The sequence below is a fragment of the Azospirillum sp. UENF 111221 genome (assembly GCF_058780625.1).
Genome location: NZ_JBSNCH010000001.1, coordinates 563,471 through 579,962, shown reverse-complemented (window position 1 = coordinate 579,962; position 16,492 = coordinate 563,471). Strand labels below are relative to the sequence as shown.

11 protein-coding genes are annotated in these 16,492 nt (G+C 68.4%); 2 read left to right on the top strand and 9 right to left on the bottom strand.

Features of this window, described 5'->3' with window-relative positions:
- Positions 1-56 precede the first annotated feature (56 nt).
- Positions 57-482 carry a hypothetical protein gene (locus tag ACWPN3_RS02620; protein ID WP_492242627.1) on the top strand — a complete coding sequence of 142 codons (426 nt, stop codon included), beginning with the start codon at positions 57-59 and terminating at the stop codon, positions 480-482.
- Between the two features lie 85 nt (positions 483-567).
- Here the strand turns inward: ACWPN3_RS02620 and treY are convergent, their stop codons facing one another.
- The 9 genes from treY to ACWPN3_RS02575 form a co-directional block, all read right to left on the bottom strand.
- Entirely contained in the window at positions 568-2,904 is a 2,337-nt protein-coding gene (gene treY / locus ACWPN3_RS02615; RefSeq protein ID WP_492261051.1) for a malto-oligosyltrehalose synthase, read from the bottom strand.
- On the bottom strand, positions 2,855-3,349 hold the full coding sequence (locus ACWPN3_RS02610; RefSeq protein WP_492261050.1) for an alpha-amylase family glycosyl hydrolase: 495 nt from the start codon (positions 3,347-3,349) through the stop codon (positions 2,855-2,857). Before ACWPN3_RS02610 ends, treY begins: the two co-directional genes overlap by 50 nt.
- A gap of 51 nt (positions 3,350-3,400) precedes the next feature.
- Positions 3,401-6,079, bottom strand: a complete 2,679-nt coding sequence (gene malQ / locus ACWPN3_RS02605) for a 4-alpha-glucanotransferase (RefSeq protein WP_492261132.1) — start codon at positions 6,077-6,079, stop codon at positions 3,401-3,403.
- A gap of 166 nt (positions 6,080-6,245) precedes the next feature.
- Positions 6,246-9,008 (bottom strand): putative maltokinase, encoded by a 2,763-nt coding sequence (locus ACWPN3_RS02600; RefSeq protein ID WP_492261049.1) that lies wholly within the window; start codon positions 9,006-9,008, stop codon positions 6,246-6,248.
- A gap of 133 nt (positions 9,009-9,141) precedes the next feature.
- Positions 9,142-9,450: a hypothetical protein gene (locus ACWPN3_RS02595; RefSeq protein WP_109450133.1), complete on the bottom strand. Its 309-nt coding sequence runs from the start codon at positions 9,448-9,450 to the stop codon at positions 9,142-9,144.
- A gap of 241 nt (positions 9,451-9,691) precedes the next feature.
- Positions 9,692-10,699: a calcium-binding protein gene (locus tag ACWPN3_RS02590; protein ID WP_492261048.1), complete on the bottom strand. Its 1,008-nt coding sequence runs from the start codon at positions 10,697-10,699 to the stop codon at positions 9,692-9,694.
- A complete protein-coding gene (locus ACWPN3_RS02585; RefSeq protein ID WP_492261047.1) occupies positions 10,599-11,378 on the bottom strand; it encodes a hypothetical protein in 780 nt (259 codons plus the stop codon). The genes ACWPN3_RS02590 and ACWPN3_RS02585 overlap by 101 nt, the downstream gene beginning before the upstream one ends.
- A gap of 109 nt (positions 11,379-11,487) precedes the next feature.
- Positions 11,488-12,858, bottom strand: coding sequence for a sigma-54-dependent transcriptional regulator (locus ACWPN3_RS02580; RefSeq protein ID WP_492242631.1), 1,371 nt, complete (start codon positions 12,856-12,858; stop codon positions 11,488-11,490).
- Positions 12,855-14,648 carry an ATP-binding protein gene (locus ACWPN3_RS02575; RefSeq protein ID WP_492261046.1) on the bottom strand — a complete coding sequence of 598 codons (1,794 nt, stop codon included), beginning with the start codon at positions 14,646-14,648 and terminating at the stop codon, positions 12,855-12,857. The genes ACWPN3_RS02580 and ACWPN3_RS02575 overlap by 4 nt, the downstream gene beginning before the upstream one ends.
- Before the next feature lie 332 nt (positions 14,649-14,980).
- On the opposite strand from ACWPN3_RS02575, the gene ACWPN3_RS02570 reads away from it, so the two are divergent.
- On the top strand, positions 14,981-16,312 hold the full coding sequence (locus ACWPN3_RS02570) for a dicarboxylate/amino acid:cation symporter (RefSeq protein WP_376959885.1): 1,332 nt from the start codon (positions 14,981-14,983) through the stop codon (positions 16,310-16,312).
- The last annotated feature ends 180 nt before the right edge of the window (positions 16,313-16,492 follow it).

Sequence of the window (16,492 nt, the reverse complement as noted above, 5' to 3'; positions counted from 1 at the left end):
GTTTCCGGCCCGCCGCCGCACCGGCGTTGATGGGCCGCACAGCGAAAGGAATCCTCATGAAGAGCCTGATGATCGGCGCCGCCACCGCCCTGGCCCTGATGGCCGCCCCGGCCTTCGCCGCCGACAGCGGTTCAATCTCCGGCAGCCCGGCGGCCAACAGCGCCGGCTCAAGCACCAACTCCAACCAGACCAACCCGCCCTGTACGTCGAACAACCAGCTCGGCTGCGGCAGCATGGGCGGCGTGGACAGCAAGAGCGGCGCCACCAGCGGCTCGTCGTCCAATGGGTCTTCGATGGGCAACGGGTCGATGACCGGCTCGGGCTCTTCCAGCTCGACCAATGGCACCGGCGGCAACAGCCTGGGCAACAGCGGCTCGATGGGCACCGGCTCCGACGGCCCGGTCGGCACGCAGCAGCCGTCGGGCTCGATGGGTGGTTCCATGGGCGGTTCGTCCACCGGCACCGGCAGCACCGCCCGCTGATCCGGGCAGTACGGTAAAGAAGAAGGGCGCGCGGTCACCCGCGCGCCCTTTCCCGTTCCAGGCCGGCTCCGTTCCAGGCCGGCCGTCAGCCCTCGGCGGACAGCAGGGCCACCGGCAGATCCGCGAACAGCGTCGCCGCCATCACCGCGTCGCCGCCCTCCACCTCCACGCCGGTCAGGCGGTTGCGCCAGCCGGCGCCGCGCGGCAGCGGGATGGCGGTGTTGCCCCAATCGGGCTTCTCGCCCAACTGCCCGACCAACCGCGGCACGGCCACCACCACGGTTTCGTCCCCGATGCGGCGGGCATAGGCCACCACATGGTCGGCACGCTCGCCGGTCGCCTCCAGCGGCAGATATTCGCCGGCGCCGAAGACCTCCGGCATCTCGCCACGGACCGCCAGGGCCTGACGGGTCACCGCCAGCTTCACGGCACCGTCGGTCCAGCGTTCCAGCAGGCCGGCAACCGCGCCATGCTCCACGAGGCCCTCGACCTCCTCCAGCATCGTGCGGCGGGCGTCATAATCCACCGGCAGCCGGTTGTCCGGATCGACGAGGCTGAGGTTCCACAGCTCGCAGCCCTGATAGATGTCCGGCACGCCCGGGCTGGTCAGCTTCAGCAGGGTCTGGGCGAGGCCGTTGACCATGCCGATGCGGGCCAGGGACGCCTGGAAGGGCAGGAAGGATTCCAGGAAGGCATTCCGGCGGGTCACGTCCAGCGCATCGTGGATGAAGCTGACGACCGCCCCCTCATAGGCCTCGTTGGGTGCGGCCCAGGTCGAATGCACCTTGGCCTCGCGCATCGATTTGGTCATGGCGCCGACGATGCGCTCGGCGAAGGCGGTCATCGCCGACTGCTCGATCCGGTCGACCGAGGCACCGGTCAGCTCCGCCGGCCAGGCACCGAGCAGCAGCTGATAGAACAGATACTCGTCGTTGCGGTCGGGCGGGGCGGTGCCTTCCACATCGCCGCGGCGGGCGCGCAGAAGCCGGCTCCAGGTCTGGACCTGCCGCTCCCACTCCTCCGGCATCTCCGACAGGGCGTAGAGCCGGGCGCGGGTGTCCTCGCCGCGCTTGGTGTCGTGGGTCGTGCTGGCCAGCATGTTGCCGGGCCAGTTGCGGGCCCGGTCCTGGTTGGCGCGGTGGAAGGCCGAGACGCTGACGCCGAAATGGTCGGGATGGCCGCCGACCTCATTCAGCGCCACCAGCCGGTTGTAGCGGTAGAAGGCGGTGTCCTCCAGCCCCTTGGCCATCACCGGCCCGCTGTACTGCTGGAAGCGCATGGCGAAGCGGGTGACCTGCCGATGGCTGTAGCCGCTCTTGGGCGCGGCCACCAGATCGGTGGTCAGCAGGCGTTGCAGGAAATCATAGACCGAACTGTCCGGCCCCTGCTCGACCCGCCGCGCCTGCGAGATCGCCCAGTCGATGTCGCGGCGGTCCAGATCGCTCGGCACGCCGCCGTCGACATAGGTGCGATAGACGGGGAAGCGGGCGATGGTCTCCTTCAGCGCCTGATGCAGGATGTTGGCGGTGAAGTCGGCGGTGGCGGGGTTGGAGCGAGCGATGCGCGCCGCCTTGCGCGACAGCACGTTCAACTCGCTCGCCATCTCGCTTTCCATGATGCGGATCTTGCACTGCCGCACCACCTCCTCGAAATTGTCGCGCCGGCCGATGAAGTCGGCATAGAGACGGGTGAAGGCCTCTTCCGCCTTGGGATCGACGAACAGGCCACCCATCAGGTTGGCGTATTCGTAGCCGGTGGTGCCGTCTATCTGCCAATCCTCGCGCAGCCGCTCATGCCGGGCCAGGATCTTCTCGACCACCAGATAGAAGGGCTTGGAGGACGCGGCGACCAGCCGCTCGCAATAGCCCTTGGGGTCGATCAGCCCGTCGATGTGGTCGATGCGGATGCCGTCGAGCGTGCCGTCCTCCACCATCTTCAGCACCATGCGGTGGGCAACGTCGAACAGCTCCGGCTCGTCCATGCGCAGGCCGGCCAGTTCGTTGATGTTGAAGAAGCGGCGGTAGTTGATGTCGTCGGCGGCCACCTTGAAATAGGCGACGCGCCAGTTCTGGCGGCCGATCAGCTCGTGCAGGTGGCCCCAGCTGTCAATCTCTCCCTGATAGCCGCGGAAGACGGACAGCCGCTGGTTGATCGCGTCTGCCACATCCGGCCGGGTCGCAACCAGCGTCGCCAATTCCGCCTTCTGAACGCCGGCCCGCGCGATCTGATGGGGCCGGGCATAGGCAAGATGGGCGAATGCGTCGCCGATGCGCTCCAGATCCGGGTGATCGGTGCCCAGGATGGTGCCGTAATCCTGCGGTCGCACCGGCAGCTTGTGGCTGTCATAGGCCCAGACGGCGAAGCTTCCGGTCTCACTGTCGAAACGCAGAATCCAACCCGCCCGACACCAGAACAGCGCCATACTGGTCGCCCAGGAAGGGCACCAGAAGCTTGCCCTGGAGATAGCGGTAGTCGGATTCCCATTCGATGTCGAAATACCCGGCATACGGGCTTTCCAGCCCCCACTCCAACACGTTCAACCACCATTCGTTGTCGGCGCCGCCGACCCCCATGTGGTTGGGAACGAAGTCCAGGATCTGGCCCAGCCCGTTGCGCTTCAGCGCCTCCACCAGATCGCGGAAGTCGTTCTGGTCGCCGACCTCCGGATTCAGCTCATTGTGGTTGACGATGTCGTAGCCGTGGGTGCTGCCCGGCCGCGCCTTCATATAGGGGGAGGCGTAGAGATGGCTGACGCCCAGACGGGCGATGTAGTCGGCGATGGCGGCGGTGCGGTCGAAACCGAACTCGCCATTCAGTTGGACCCGGTACGTCGCACGAGGGATGGGCTTGCCGGCGGCGGGGGCCATGGGTGTGTGCTCCTCGGAATGGGAAGGGCGGAGTGGGAAAGGACCAGGGTGTCAGGTGCGGACGGGGGCGGAGGACGGACGCGCCGCCGCCAGGATGTCGGCGACCGCCGCCGGTTCCGGCGCGTCGGCCAGTTCCTCCAGCGTCATCGACAGCTTGCGGCGCCAGTTGGGGTACTGGTCGGTGGTGCCGGGCAAATTGACCTGATCGCGCTCTCGCGTCAGGTCGTCCAGCTGCGCCACCGCCAGGGCGGCGTTGGTGCGGGCGAGGAAGGCGTGGACCGCATGGTCCAGCGCCTCGTCATAGGGGCTGTCGGCGTCGAAGCCGGCGGGCAGGGCGATCCCGGCGGTACGCAGGGCATCGACCAGGGCGCCGCGGTCGGCCGACCGGCGGACCTGCTGCTTCTCCTCCTCGTCATCGGCCGGATAAAGGCCAGTCTCGGCCTTCAGCGTGATGTCGTCGCCTTCCCACCAGCCCCGCAGCGTGGCGAGGTCATGGCTGCCGACGGTGGCGAGCGCCAGTTCCGGATACTCGTCCGGCCCCTTGAAGGCGCCGTCCTCGGTCCATTCAAAGAAGACGACGCGATAGCTCAGCACCCCGGCCTCGGTCATCCGCTCGCGGAAGCCTTCCGGCACGGTGCCGAGATCCTCGCCGACGACGAGGCAGCGGTGACGCTGGCTTTCCAGCGCCAGGATGCCCAGCAGATCCTCCATCGGATAGGCGACATAGGCGCCCTCGCCCGGCGGACGGCCGTCCGGGATCCAATAGACATGCTGCAACGCCATCGCATGGTCGATGCGCAGCGCCCCAGCATGGCGCATGTTGGCGCGGACCAGATCGATGAAGGGCTGGTATCCCGCCGCACGCAGCGCCTGGGGATGGAAGGGCGGCAGCCCCCAATCCTGGCCGGCCGGGTTGAACAGGTCGGGCGGGGCGCCGACATGGGCGGCGTCCACCACCGCCTGCGGCGTCATCCAGGTCTCCGCCCCGCTGGCATCGGCACCGACCGCGAGGTCGCGGTAGAAGCCGATGGCCATGCCGAGTTCGGCGGCCCGTTCCGCCGCCAGACGCAGCTGGTCGTCCGCCAGCCATTGCAGCCAGGCGAAATAAGCGACACGGTCGGAATGCTCCTTGGCAAACTGCTCCACCGCCGGGGCCGTCGCATCGTGGAATTCCGCCGGCCACCGGTGCCAATCCGCCTTGCCCTCGGCGGCGAAGCGTTCGCGCAGCGCCTGGAAGGTGGCGAAACGCTCCAATCCGATGCCGCCCTCTGTCCGGAAAGCGTCGAAGGCGGCGCGGCGCTCCGGCTTGGCCGAGGCCTGGAAGCTGGCGAACAGCTTTTCCAGCATCGGCAGCTTCAGCCCGGACACCGCCGTGTAATCGACGTTGGCCGTGGCGCGGGCCGCGTCCAGCGCCTGCCGGAACTCCGGCGAGGCGACCTCCTTCCGCAGATCCGCATCGTCGAGGAACTCCGCCACCGCGGTGACGTCGATGTAGAGCGGGTTCAGGAACAGCCGGCTGGCCGGGGAATAGGGGCTGGCATGCTCGGGATTGTCGAGGAACATGGCGTGCAGCGGGTTCAGCCCGATCACCGCCGCCCCGCGCGCCGCCGCGATGTCGGCCAGCGTCCGCAGGTCGCCGAAATCGCCGATGCCCCAGTCATGCCCGCTGCGCAGGGTGTAGAGCTGCGCCGACAGACCCCACAGCTTTTCCCCCACCAGCATCGGCGTCGGCAGATGGCAGCGGGGGGGCGCCAGGATCAGGCGGGTCTCCGCAATCCCATGCTCCGTCTCCACCCGCAGCGTGTGGTAGCCGGCCTGGGCCACCTTGCCCAGCGGCAGGCGCCGCTCGGCATAGGTCACGTCCCCGGCGGTGATGCAGCGGCAGCGCGGCAGGCTGCCGAAGCCGACGACGCCGCTCTGCGTCTCCCCGCCTTCCAGCGTCAGGGTGTAGCGCAGGGTGCGGGTGCCGTGGGGCAGGGTGACCGGCACGGTGACCGCCTCGCCCGCCCGGCGGACCACCGCCGACGGCAGGGCGCGGCCATACTCCTCCTCGTCGAGCCGGTCGAGATGGGCGAGTGCGGCGGCCTCATCCCCCGCCTCCACCCCCATGGCCGATAACAGGGCGCGGACGGTGTCCTCGCTGGCCGTCACGGTTTCCCCGGCGGCATTGTCGAAGGAGCGCTCCACCCCCATGCGGTCGGCCAGCCGGTCGAGTGCGGAGGCTTCCTCCAGCCACAGCACCACCGACCAGGGGCCGAGCGTGTCGCCGGTCAGCCCGGCACCCTCCGTCCACAGCACGCGGCCATTGGCCTCGGGGAAGCCGGACGCCGGGCTGTCTGCCAGATTGGCGAAGGCATGCAGGCGGCTGCCGTCGCCCAGCTTCCAGCAGACGGTCAGGCCGGTCTTGCCCGCCACGCCGTGGCTCGACGCACCGCCGGGAACGCCGTCCAGCCGCGGCACGATCTCCGCCCGCCGCAGGGCAAGCGCCCGACGATACCAGTCGAGCCAGCCGGCATGTCCCGGTGCCCCGCGGGCCTCCCAGTCCAGTTTGGCCGACTCCGCAGTCTCCGGCGCGGTGGGGTCGGGGATGCGGGCACGGGCCTCGGGGTCCTGGAATTCGGGGAACTTGGCGAACTCTTCCGCCCGGCCCTTGCGCACCGCTTCGGCCAGCTCGTCGCCGAAGTCGCAGAAGAAGGGGAAGGGCTTGGCCGATGCCCATTCCTCGCCCATGAACAGCATGGGGATGCCGGGCCCCAGCAGATAGAGGATGGTGGCGGCGCGAACGGCCTCGGGCTTGGCGATGTGGGAGATGCGCTCGCCGAAGGCGCGGTTGCCGATCTGGTCGTGGTTCTGGATGAAGGTGACGAAGGCGGTCGGCGGCAGATGGGCCGACGGCTCACCGCGCAGCTCGCCGTCGCGGTAGGCCGACGGCTCGCCCTGGAAGGAGAAGCCTTCCGCCAAGGTGCGGCCCCATTTTGCCGGATCGTGGGCATAGTCGGCGTAGTAGCCGCCATCCTCGCCGGTCGCCGCGCTGTGCAGGCAATGGTGCAGGTCGTCGTTCCACTGGGCGGAATGCCAGCGCGGGTCGCCCTCGCGGTGGCGGGCCAGGAAGCGCGCCTGGTTGGCATCGTTCTCCAGCACCAGATGGACATGGCGCTGGTTCTGGAAATGGCTGTGAACCCGCTCCGCCAGCTCTTCCAGGACATGGCGGTCGCTGTCGTCGATGATGGCATGGACGGCGTCGAGCCGCAGGCCGTCGAGGTGGAACTCTTCCAGCCAATAGAGCGCGTTGTGGACGAAGAAGTCGCGCACCGGCCCGCTGCGCTCGCCGTCGACGTTGATCGCCGCCCCCCAGGGGGTCTTGTGCCGCTCGGTGAAGAAGCTGTTGGCGAAGGCGTGGAGGTAGTTCCCCTCCGGCCCGAAATGGTTGTAGACGACGTCGAGGAAGACCATCAGCCCGCGGGCATGGGCCTCCTGCACCAGAACCTTCAGAATCCTCCGGCCGGCCATAGGCGCTGTCGGGCGCGAAGGGCAGCACGCCGTCATAGCCCCAGTTGCGCGTTCCGGGGAAGTCGGCGACCGGCATCAGCTCGATGGCGGTGACGCCCAGCTCGACCAGATCGTCCAGCCGCTCGATGGCCGACAGGAAGGTGCCGCCGGGCGTGAAGGTGCCGACATGCAGCTCGTACAGCACCGTCTCGTGCCAGGGCCGGCCGGTCCAGGCGGCGTCGGTCCAGGCATGGACGCCGGGGTCGATCACCTCGGACGAGCCATGCACGTCGTCCGGCTGGAAACGCGAGGCCGGATCCGGCACCGCCAGCCCGTCCGGCAGGACGAAGCGGTAGCGGCTGCCCGCCTGCGCCCGCGCGGTGGTCAGGCTGAACCAGCCGCCGCCCTGATCCTCCATCGCCACCGGCTGCCCGCCGTCGTCGAGCGACAGCAGCACGGACGCCACCGACGGCGCCCAGATCGAGAAACGGACGGAGCCGTCGGCCTGCACCTCCGCCCCGAAGGGCATGGAATGGCTGCGCCGCCGCTCGTCCACCGGGGCGATGCGGTCACGGTCGCGGCTGGCGATCTCGGGGCCGGCATCGGCGCGGATGATGGCGGTGACGCCGGCCAGCGGGATCGCCACCCAGCCCGGCCGGTTGGCAAGCTCGTAGCCGACCTCATACAGCGCCTTTTCCAGCAGGAACAGCTTCAGCAGGGCCGGGGCCGCCTGCGGATCGCGCGGGAAGCCGGGGCAATCGCCGATGGCGGTGCGGTAGCCATCGAGGAAGGCGGCCGATGCCGCCCCCTCCCACCAGGACAGCCACGCCGTACGGGCGTCGCGCGCAGACGCGTCGAGACCGGCCGGCAACCCGTCGCGCGCCATGGCGGCGGCATAGGCGATGGACCGCAGCATCCCAGCGACATCGCGCAGGATGCAATGCTTGGCCCGCCGCTCGGCCAGCGGGCGCATCGGCTCGCCTTCGAAATCGACGATCTGCACGTCGCCGCGCGACACCAGCACCTGACCCAGGTGATAGTCGCCGTGCAGCCGCATGGCGCTGAGATCGGCGGTCGCCGGGATCAGCGCGTCGATCTGCGCCATCACCGCCGCCTCGCTGGCGGCAAGCGCGTTGGCCTGTGCCGAAATCGCCGGGTCCAGCGCCGGCCCCGCGGAACGCAGCCGTTCCAGCACGCGCTTGGCCAGGCTGCGCACGCCGCCCGCCCACTCCGTCAGCCGCTCCGCCGTCGCCGGCTCCGGCGTGAAGGCGTCGCCGCCGCCGGGGGTGGCGAGCGCCCGGTGCAGCTCGGCCGTCCGCTGCCCCAGCAGGCGGAGGAAGGCGACGCTGTCGGCATCGGCGGCCTTGGCCGCGTCACTGTCCGCGAAGCGGGCGACGCGGTCGTTGAGGTAGCCGGTGACATGCCCCCAGGCGTCCTTCGCCTCCGGCACCAGTTCCTGCATGACGCACAGCGTGGTGGAGCCGGAGCTGTTGGCCCGCTCCACCCAGCCCAGCAGGGCCGGCGTGTTGGGGAACTGCGCCACCTCGGTCAGGAATCGGCTGACCTCCAGTTCGGGATGGATGCCGGGCTCCAGCTTGCGCAGGCCCTTCAGGATGGCGCTGTCGCCGATACGGATGGAGGTGTTGGACTGCTCCGCCGTCATCCGGTGCAGCGGGGCGTCGGCGCGCAGCCGGTCGGCCATCGCCTCGCAGGCACGGGTGTGGCCGGCGGTCAGGCCGGCGGACAGCGCCGTTTCGCCGGGCACCGTGTCGCGCTTCAGGATGGCGCCCAGCAGCGCGCGGACCACGCCGTCATCGGCATAGCCGTCACGCAGCCGGCCGTGACTTTGCAAATCGTTGGAACCGGCGATGGCCGATGCATCCTCGCCGGTGCCGCGGTCGAGGATCAGGGGAAGCTGATAGAGCTGAGGATCACGCCCCGGCGGTTCGACCCGCAGCAGGCAGAGCTGGGCCTGTGCCCCGCCGGCCAGCGGCAGCGGCAGGGCATCGACGATGCGCACGACCGGCCGTCCGGCGTCCTTCGCCGCATACCAGCGGCGGGTCAGCAGATGGTCCGGCAGCAGGTCGTCCTGGAGGCGGGACAGGATCTCGCTTTCCAGCGGGTTCGCCAGCACGGACGGCTGGGCATGTGGCTGCGGCGCAGTGGGCACGAGTGCTCCTCCCCTGTTGAGCGCTGGGTGGCACGTCGCTCAAGCAGCACGGAGGGGCAGCACGGAGCGAAGGAGTTCCCGCACCCGCAAAGCCGCTTCCACGAACGACCGCGCCCTTCTCCCAAAAGAGTTGTCAGACGGTACGCGGGTGGTGCGGCAGATGGGCGATGCGGCCGATCCGCTCGGCCACTTGAAGGGCCTCGACCACATCGTCCAGACGGCCGTCGCGCATCAGGTTGTGCGCGTAGGTGTTCAAGGCGGCGACGACGGCCCGTTCATCGGACACCCCGCGGGCCGGCTGCCCGTTCGGGTCGAGCACGGTGGCGCCCAGCGCCGCCATGGCCTCCGCGGTCAGGTTCACGGCCTCCGACAGGCCCTCTTCGTCGTCATCCGCGGCGGTCAGGATCGGTTCCAGAAGCTCCGCAAGGAGACGGGGGGTCATGGTGCTAATCCTCGGTGACATTCTCAGGCCGTCCCCTTCGACGTCGGTGCTGCACGGTCTATCGGTACAACAGCGGGAACGAAGGAAAGGTCCGTCCCACAGCACCACCCGCGGCGCCGGCCGGACGGGTGGAGACGGCACATGGGAACCGGCAGGACCGCTGGCAAGCTTGGGCGTTCGTCAACTGCCCCGATGGGGGGGGTGCAGGGCAGGCCTGCCGGGCCCTCGGGCGGCCATCCCGTCAGGTCGGGGAAACCGAGAACCAGTTGGCCGAGACCTGCCACTGCTTCACATTGTCGAGCGAAAGCGTGAAGCCGTTGCCGGTAACCCCCGATGGCGGAAGTCCGAGTTCGCCGTTGGTGAAGCTGGCCGCCACGCCCATTCCGTCCGCACGATCGGTGAAGCGCGCCATGATGTCGGACAAACTGAGCGAGGTGTGGCGGAAGCTCAGCACATCGACGCCCGGCTGGAAATCAGTGACCGTCGTCACCGTCGTTCCCGACCACAGGACATAGGAATTGCCGCCGAGCCCCGGATAGGAGGACCAGGCCTTCGGATCCTGCCAGAGCCGGCTCGGCGGAGAGCCGAGATCGATGAGGACGGTGTCGGCACCGCTGCCGCCGGTCAGGCGGTCGTTGCCGGTCCAGGCCACCAGAGTGTCGTCGCCGTCACCGCCGCTGAGCGTGTCGTTGGCCGATCCCACCCAGGTGTAGAAGCGCGCGTCGTTGTATCCGACCGCCAGCAGATAATCGTCGCCGTCGCCCCCCTCCACGACCGCACCGCCACCCATGCCGTAACCGCCATTCAGCGTGTCGTTGCCCGCACCGCCCAAAAGGCGGATCTGGGTCGTGGTGCTCCCGGCACCGATCCAGTCGTTTACGCCGCTTCCCGCGATGGTGGGAACCGACGGGTTGTTGATCGGATTGATGAAAACCCGCATCCGCTCGACGTTGACCGGCATAGAATAGTTGAAATAGCCGCTGATGCTGTCCTCGATCAGGACAAGCTCATCGGTCCCGGCATCGGCCCCCTCGGTCACCAGCACGCCGGAGGAATGGACGTAGTAAGTGTCGTTGCCGCTTCCGCCATTCAGCGTGTCGTTCTGCGCACCATACAGCGTGTCGTCGCCGGTCTCGCCGAACAGCCTGTCACTGGAGTCGCTGTAGCCGCTGTAGGCACCGACCATGGTGCTGGTGGAAATGGTGTATCCGTCGATCCCATCGAGGATGTCGTCGCCGGATTCCGCCATTCAGGATCCGGACATGGCCGGGCGCTCCGTCGAAGGCGATCCAATGGTCGTTGCCGTCCAGCGCCGCCATGTCGTTCGGCATGCGGCCTTCGCGCCTGCCGAAGGCGTCGTAATGGGTGCGGGCGGTCATCCAGCCGGCATTCACCGCATCGCGGACGTCCGGATAGGCCTGGAGATACCACGTCTCGTCGAAAGCGCCCGACGGGGCAGGGGGAAGCGGTGGAGTGGGCTTCGCATAGAAGGCCACCCCCTCGTAGCGATAGCTCGACAGGCTCGCCATCACCCCGTCCCGCTCGCTTTCGGAGGCGGTGAAGAAATGACTGCCGGTCGCCGTGTCGAGGAAGCGGTAGACGGGCTGGGAGAATTGATGGTCCGGAGTTGCGGAGACGAGGAAGGCCTGCGGGTCCTCCAGACGGTAACGGTCCGCCATGTTCTGGAGGATGTAGTCCCGCTCGGTGACGCTGGCGGTGTAGAAATGCTCTCCCGTGTCCAGCCTGACGAAGCGGGCGACCGACACCGGATCGCTGGCGCCGCCCCCTTGCAGGAAGGCGACGCCCTCATAGCTCATGTCGGCCATCCCGGCGATGATGCCGTCCCGCTCGGCCGTGCTCGCCGTATAGAAATGCTCTCCCGTCCTGCGATTGAAGAAACGGAAGGCTTTTGAATTCACCCCGTCCATCGCCGCACCCGAGATTGCCGCCGATCAACCCCCGGTAGGGTGCCGCAATAACCCTTCGGCGACAATGACCATTCCGTTCGCCGAATGGGCCATAAAATGTCGCAGGCCCTCAGTCGAGGAAGTCGTCGCGGCTCAGCCCGTAGCGCTTGAGCTTGTCATAGAAGGTCTTGCGCGGGATGTTGAGTGCCTCGATGGCGGCCTTCACGCTGCCGCGGTGGCGGGCGAGTTCGGCCTGGATCAGTCCTTTCTCGTACAGATCGACCTGTTCGGCCAGCGACAGGGGGGAGGGTGCCGAGACCGCCACCGGCGCCACATCCTCCAGCCCAAGAACGAAGCGGTCGGCCGCATTGCGCAGCTCGCGGACATTGCCCGGCCAGTCCTGCCCCATCAGGCGCTGCATCTGCTCACGGCTCGGCACCCGCGGCTCGCGGTTGTAGCGGGTGGCGGCCTGGGCGACGAAATGCTGGAACAGCAGGGGAATATCGTCGCGCCGCTCACGCAGCGGCGGAATGGTCAGCACCACCACATTCAGCCGGTAATAGAGGTCGGCCCGGAATTTCCCGGCATCCGCCGCCTGCCGCAGGTCGGATTTGGTGGCGGCGACCACCCGCAGGTCGACCGGCACCTGCTCGTTCGATCCCAACGGTTCGACCACCCGTTCCTGGATCACCCGCAGCAGCTTGACCTGCAAGGCCAGCGGCATGCTCTCGATCTCGTCCAGGAACAGGGTGCCGCCGCCGGCATGCTCGATCCGGCCGACCCGGCGCTTGGCGGCGCCGGTGAAGGCGCCGGCCTCATGCCCGAACAGCTCGCTTTCAAAGATCGATTCCGGCATGGCGCCGCAGTTCAGCGCGACGAAGGGGTTCTTGCGCCGGCCGCTGGCGGCGTGCAGCGCGCGGGCGACCATCTCCTTGCCGGTGCCGGTCTCGCCGAACACCAGAACGTCGGCGTCGGTGTCGGCGACCGCGGCGATGGTGGTGCGCAGCCGCTCGATGCCCGGCGTGCGGCCGACGATGCTCTCCGCCGGGTCGACGCCCCCGGCGATCTGCGCCCGCAGCCGGCGGTTCTCCATCACCAGCCGGCGCTTCTCCACCGCGCGCCGCGCCACCTCGGTCAGCCGGTCGGACGGGAAGGGCTTCTCCAGGAAATCATAGGCGCCGTTGCGCATCGCCTCCACCGCCATCGGCACGTCGCCGTGGCCGGTGATCAGGATGACCGGCAGGTCGGGATCGATCTCCTGCACCCGCGCCAGCAGGGCCAGCCCGTCCATCTGCGGCATGCGCACATCGGTGACGAGGCATCCCGGCCAGTCGCGGCCGACATGGCGCAGGGCACGCTCCGCCCCGTCGCAGGCCGTCACCTCGAACCCCGCCAGCTCCAGCGCCTGCTGCCCGGCCAGCCGCACCGCGCGCTCGTCATCGACGAAGATCACGCTGCCGACGGCCACCGTGCCGGCGACCTCGGGAATGGACCGGCTCATTGACTCTGCTCCTTGGGAGGCTGCTCCGCGGCGGTCAGCCGCAGGGTGAAGACGGCGCCATGGCCGGGCTTCCCGGTGCGGTTGGCGGCGGTCAGGCTGCCGCCGAAATCCTCGACGATGCCATGGCTGATCGACAGCCCGAGCCCCAGCCCCTCGCCGGCTTCCTTGGTGGTGAAGAAAGGGACGAACAGGCGGGGCAGGTCGGCCTCGGCGATGCCGCTGCCGGTGTCGGCGACACTCAGCAGGGCCTCCCCCTCGGCCGCGACCAGCCCGATGCGCAGGCGGCGCACCGGACAGCCGCGCATGGCGTCGGCGGCATTGCCGATCAGATTGACCAGAACCTGCTGGAGCCGCACATCCTCAGCCACCACCCGGACCGGCTGGTCGGGCAGATCGGCCTCGACGACGATGTCGTCGCGCCGCAGCTTGGCCTCCAGCAGGGCCAGCGCCTGGGTCACCGCGCCCTGCACCGACACAGACCCCAGCGTGCCGGAGGCGCGGCGGGCGAACCCCTTCAACTGGCGGGTGATGGCGGCCATGCGGTCGGTAAGCTCGGCGATCTCCGCCAGATTGTCGCGCACCGAGTCCAGCCGCCCGCGTTCCAGCAGCACCACCGCGTTGTCGGCGAAGCTGCGCATGGCGGCCAGTGGCTGGTTGATCTCATGGGCGATGCCGGCCGACATCTGGCCGAGCGCCGCCAGCTTGGCCGCCTGGGTCAACTCGTTCTCCGCCGCGCGCAGGTCGGCGGTGGCGGCGGCGACCCGGCGCTCCAGCTCCGCCCGCGATTCCTCCTGCAGGGCGATCCGCTCCACCAGGGCGACCCGGCGCAGCGCCACGGCATAGGCGGCGAGCGCCGCCATCGCCACCGACGCCGCGGCCAGCAGACCGGCGACCCAGGCATGGGCAGTCACCGGGTCCAGGCTGGTCAGGCTGTGCAGGGTCCAGTCGCCGCCGGGCATGGCGACCGAGGTCAGCAGATAGCGTCTCTGCCCGTCCTTCTCCTCCAGGGCGATGCGGTCGGCAGCACCGCCGAAGGCCCAGGGCAGCACGTCCAGCCCCTCGCTGGTGCCTTCCGGGATGATCGGCAGGCTGATCGGCAGGCGGCGGGGCAGGGCGTGATAGCGCCAGGACGGCACGTTGGTGATGAAGACCACCCCGTCGCGGTCGGTCACCAGCAGCCTCTCCTGCCCCGGCGTCCAGGCCGCTTCCAGCCGGTCGAAGCCCAGCTTCAGCACCACCGCCCCCACTGTGCGGTTTTCCGCCACCACCCGGTTCGCGGTGTAGAAGCCCGGCACCAGCGACGTCGTGCCCAGCGCGAAATGGTGGCCCTCGCCCTGGTCCATCGCCATACGGAAATAGGGCCGGTAGGAGAAATTCTCGCCTACGAAGCTGGCCGGACTGTTCCAGTTGCTGGCGGCCACCGTCGTTCCCTTGGCGTCCATCACATAGAGCGCCAGCGCATCCAGCGCGCGGGCGATGTCCTGGAGCTTGCGGTTCAGCCGGTCGACGGCATCCGGCGTCGGGTTGGCCAGCAGAGCGCGCACCTCCGCATCCTGCGCCAGGGCGAGCGGTACGGCGGCATGCCGCTCCAGCTCCGCCCGCAGATTGGCGTTGTAGAGCGCCAGCTGCGCCCGGGCGCTCTCCCGCAGATCCTCCTGCGCCAGCGACGAGGCCCAGCCCGCCGCAAGCCCGGCCGCCACCGGCACGCCCAGCAGCAGGGCGGCCAGCAGCAGCCGGCGCGGCCGTTCCAGCGCCCGCGCCACCAGCTGCGCCGCCGGCGAGAGCGTCACGGCCGGGGTGGGGATGGTGGTTGAATTCTGTCGCCTGTTCGCCCGGATGGATAAGCAACGCGGCCCCTGATCATGCTGCGCCGCAACAATGATGCCGCAGCGCTGTGAAGTGTGTGGATTTTCGCACATCGCCGGACCCCGTGTCGTGCGGATTCTCGCCCTCGCCATTTCGCCAAATGCTTGATGTTGCTGGATTCAGCAATTGGCCCATCGCTTGCTTTCATAGGCAATCAGTTGGGGGCCGCCCGCCCAGCCGGCGCCGAATGCCGGACGAAAGAACGGGCACCCCGCCAGGAACGCCGTTCTGAGGAACGCCACGAGGAGAGAGCAGCATGAGCGCAGACGCGACCGCCGGCCACCGGGGTGCAATGAACCAGGGCACGGTGAAAAAGCCCTTCTACACCAACCTGACCTTCCAAGTTCTGACCGCCATCAGCATCGGCATCCTGCTGGGGCACTTCTACCCGTCCATCGCGGTGGAGATGAAGCCGCTGGGCGATCTGTTCATCAAGATGGTCAAGATGGTCATCGGCCCGATCGTCTTCCTGACGGTGGTGACCGGCATCTCCTCCATCGGCAACCTGAAGAAGGTCGGCAAGGTCGGCGGCAAGGCCCTGCTGTATTTCGAGGTGGTGACCACCTTCGCGCTCGGCATCGGCCTGATCGTCGTCAACCTCGTCCGCCCCGGCGCCGGCATGAACATCGTCCCCGGCCAGCTGAAGGCCGACGCGGTGCAGAAATACGCCACCTCCGCCAAGGAACACGGCTTCATGGACTTCGTCGTCGGCATCGTTCCCGACAACGTGGTCGGCGCCTTCGTCCAGGGCGACATGCTGCAGATCCTGTTCTTCGCGGTGGTGTTCGGCGTCGCACTGTCCGCCATGGGCCAGAAGGGCAAGGTCGTCGAGGACATCTTCGACAAGATCAGCCATGCGCTGTTCGGCGTGATCGGCATCCTGATGCGCGTCGCCCCGGTCGGTGCCTTCGGCGCCATGTCCTTCACCATCGGCAAGTACGGCATCTCGTCGCTGACCGCTCTCGGCCAGTTGATGGCCTCGGTCTACCTCACCATGGCGATCTTCATCTTCGTCGTGCTGGGCAGCATCGCCAAGGCCTACGGCTTCAGCATCTGGAACTTCATCCGCTACATCCGCCAGGAGCTGCTGATCGTCCTCGGCACCTCGTCCTCCGAATCCGTGCTGCCGCGGATGATGGAGAAGATGCAGAAGTTCGGCTGCTCCAAGCATGTCGTCGGCCTCGTCATCCCGACCGGCTACTCCTTCAACCTGGACGGCACCTCGATCTACCTGTCGATGGCCGCGATCTTCATCGCCCAGGCCTTCAACGTCGACCTGACGATCTGGCAGCAGCTCTACATCCTGGTCATCCTGATGCTGACCTCCAAGGGTGCGGCGGCGGTCACCGGCGGCGGCTTCGTGACGCTGGCCGCCACCCTGTCGGCCACCGGCGTCCTGCCGATCGAAGGTCTGGCGCTGCTGCTGGGTGTCGACCGCTTCATGTCGGAAGCCCGTGCGCTGACCAACCTGATCGGCAACGGCGTGGCCACCGTGGTCGTCGCCAAGATGGAAGGCGAGTTCGACGAGAGCAAGGCGGTCGCCGAATACCAGCAGCACTTCAAGGAGCCGGCCCTGGCCCGTCTGTGAGCAGCTGCACAAGACGCGCGGCAAGCATGCGCGGGCCGGTTTTGGAAATTCCAAAGATGATCCATCCGGCCCGGCAAAGGTTCCTGTAAGATCAGGGGGACGCTTCGATTTGGTTCGAATCGTCCCTTTCTGTATTCCCAGTGGTTGGCGCATCAGTCCGAATGGGCTATAACCGCCATC

Excerpts from the sequence above, each read along its gene's own strand:
- ACWPN3_RS02585 (WP_492261047.1), bottom strand. The coding sequence starts at position 11,378 with ATGGACGGGGTGAATTCAAAAGCCTTCCGTTTCTTCAATCGCAGGACG.
- ACWPN3_RS02570 (WP_376959885.1), top strand. The coding sequence starts at position 14,981 with ATGAGCGCAGACGCGACCGCCGGCCACCGGGGTGCAATGAACCAGGGC.
- ACWPN3_RS02595 (WP_109450133.1), bottom strand. The coding sequence starts at position 9,450 with ATGACCCCCCGTCTCCTTGCGGAGCTTCTGGAACCGATCCTGACCGCC.
- ACWPN3_RS02590 (WP_492261048.1), bottom strand. The coding sequence starts at position 10,699 with ATGGCGGAATCCGGCGACGACATCCTCGATGGGATCGACGGATACACC.
- malQ (WP_492261132.1), bottom strand. The coding sequence starts at position 6,079 with ATGGGCGAGGAATGGGCATCGGCCAAGCCCTTCCCCTTCTTCTGCGAC.
- ACWPN3_RS02610 (WP_492261050.1), bottom strand. The coding sequence starts at position 3,349 with ATGGCCCCCGCCGCCGGCAAGCCCATCCCTCGTGCGACGTACCGGGTC.
- ACWPN3_RS02580 (WP_492242631.1), bottom strand. The coding sequence starts at position 12,858 with ATGAGCCGGTCCATTCCCGAGGTCGCCGGCACGGTGGCCGTCGGCAGC.
- ACWPN3_RS02620 (WP_492242627.1), top strand. The coding sequence starts at position 57 with ATGAAGAGCCTGATGATCGGCGCCGCCACCGCCCTGGCCCTGATGGCC.
- treY (WP_492261051.1), bottom strand. The coding sequence starts at position 2,904 with ATGGCGCTGTTCTGGTGTCGGGCGGGTTGGATTCTGCGTTTCGACAGT.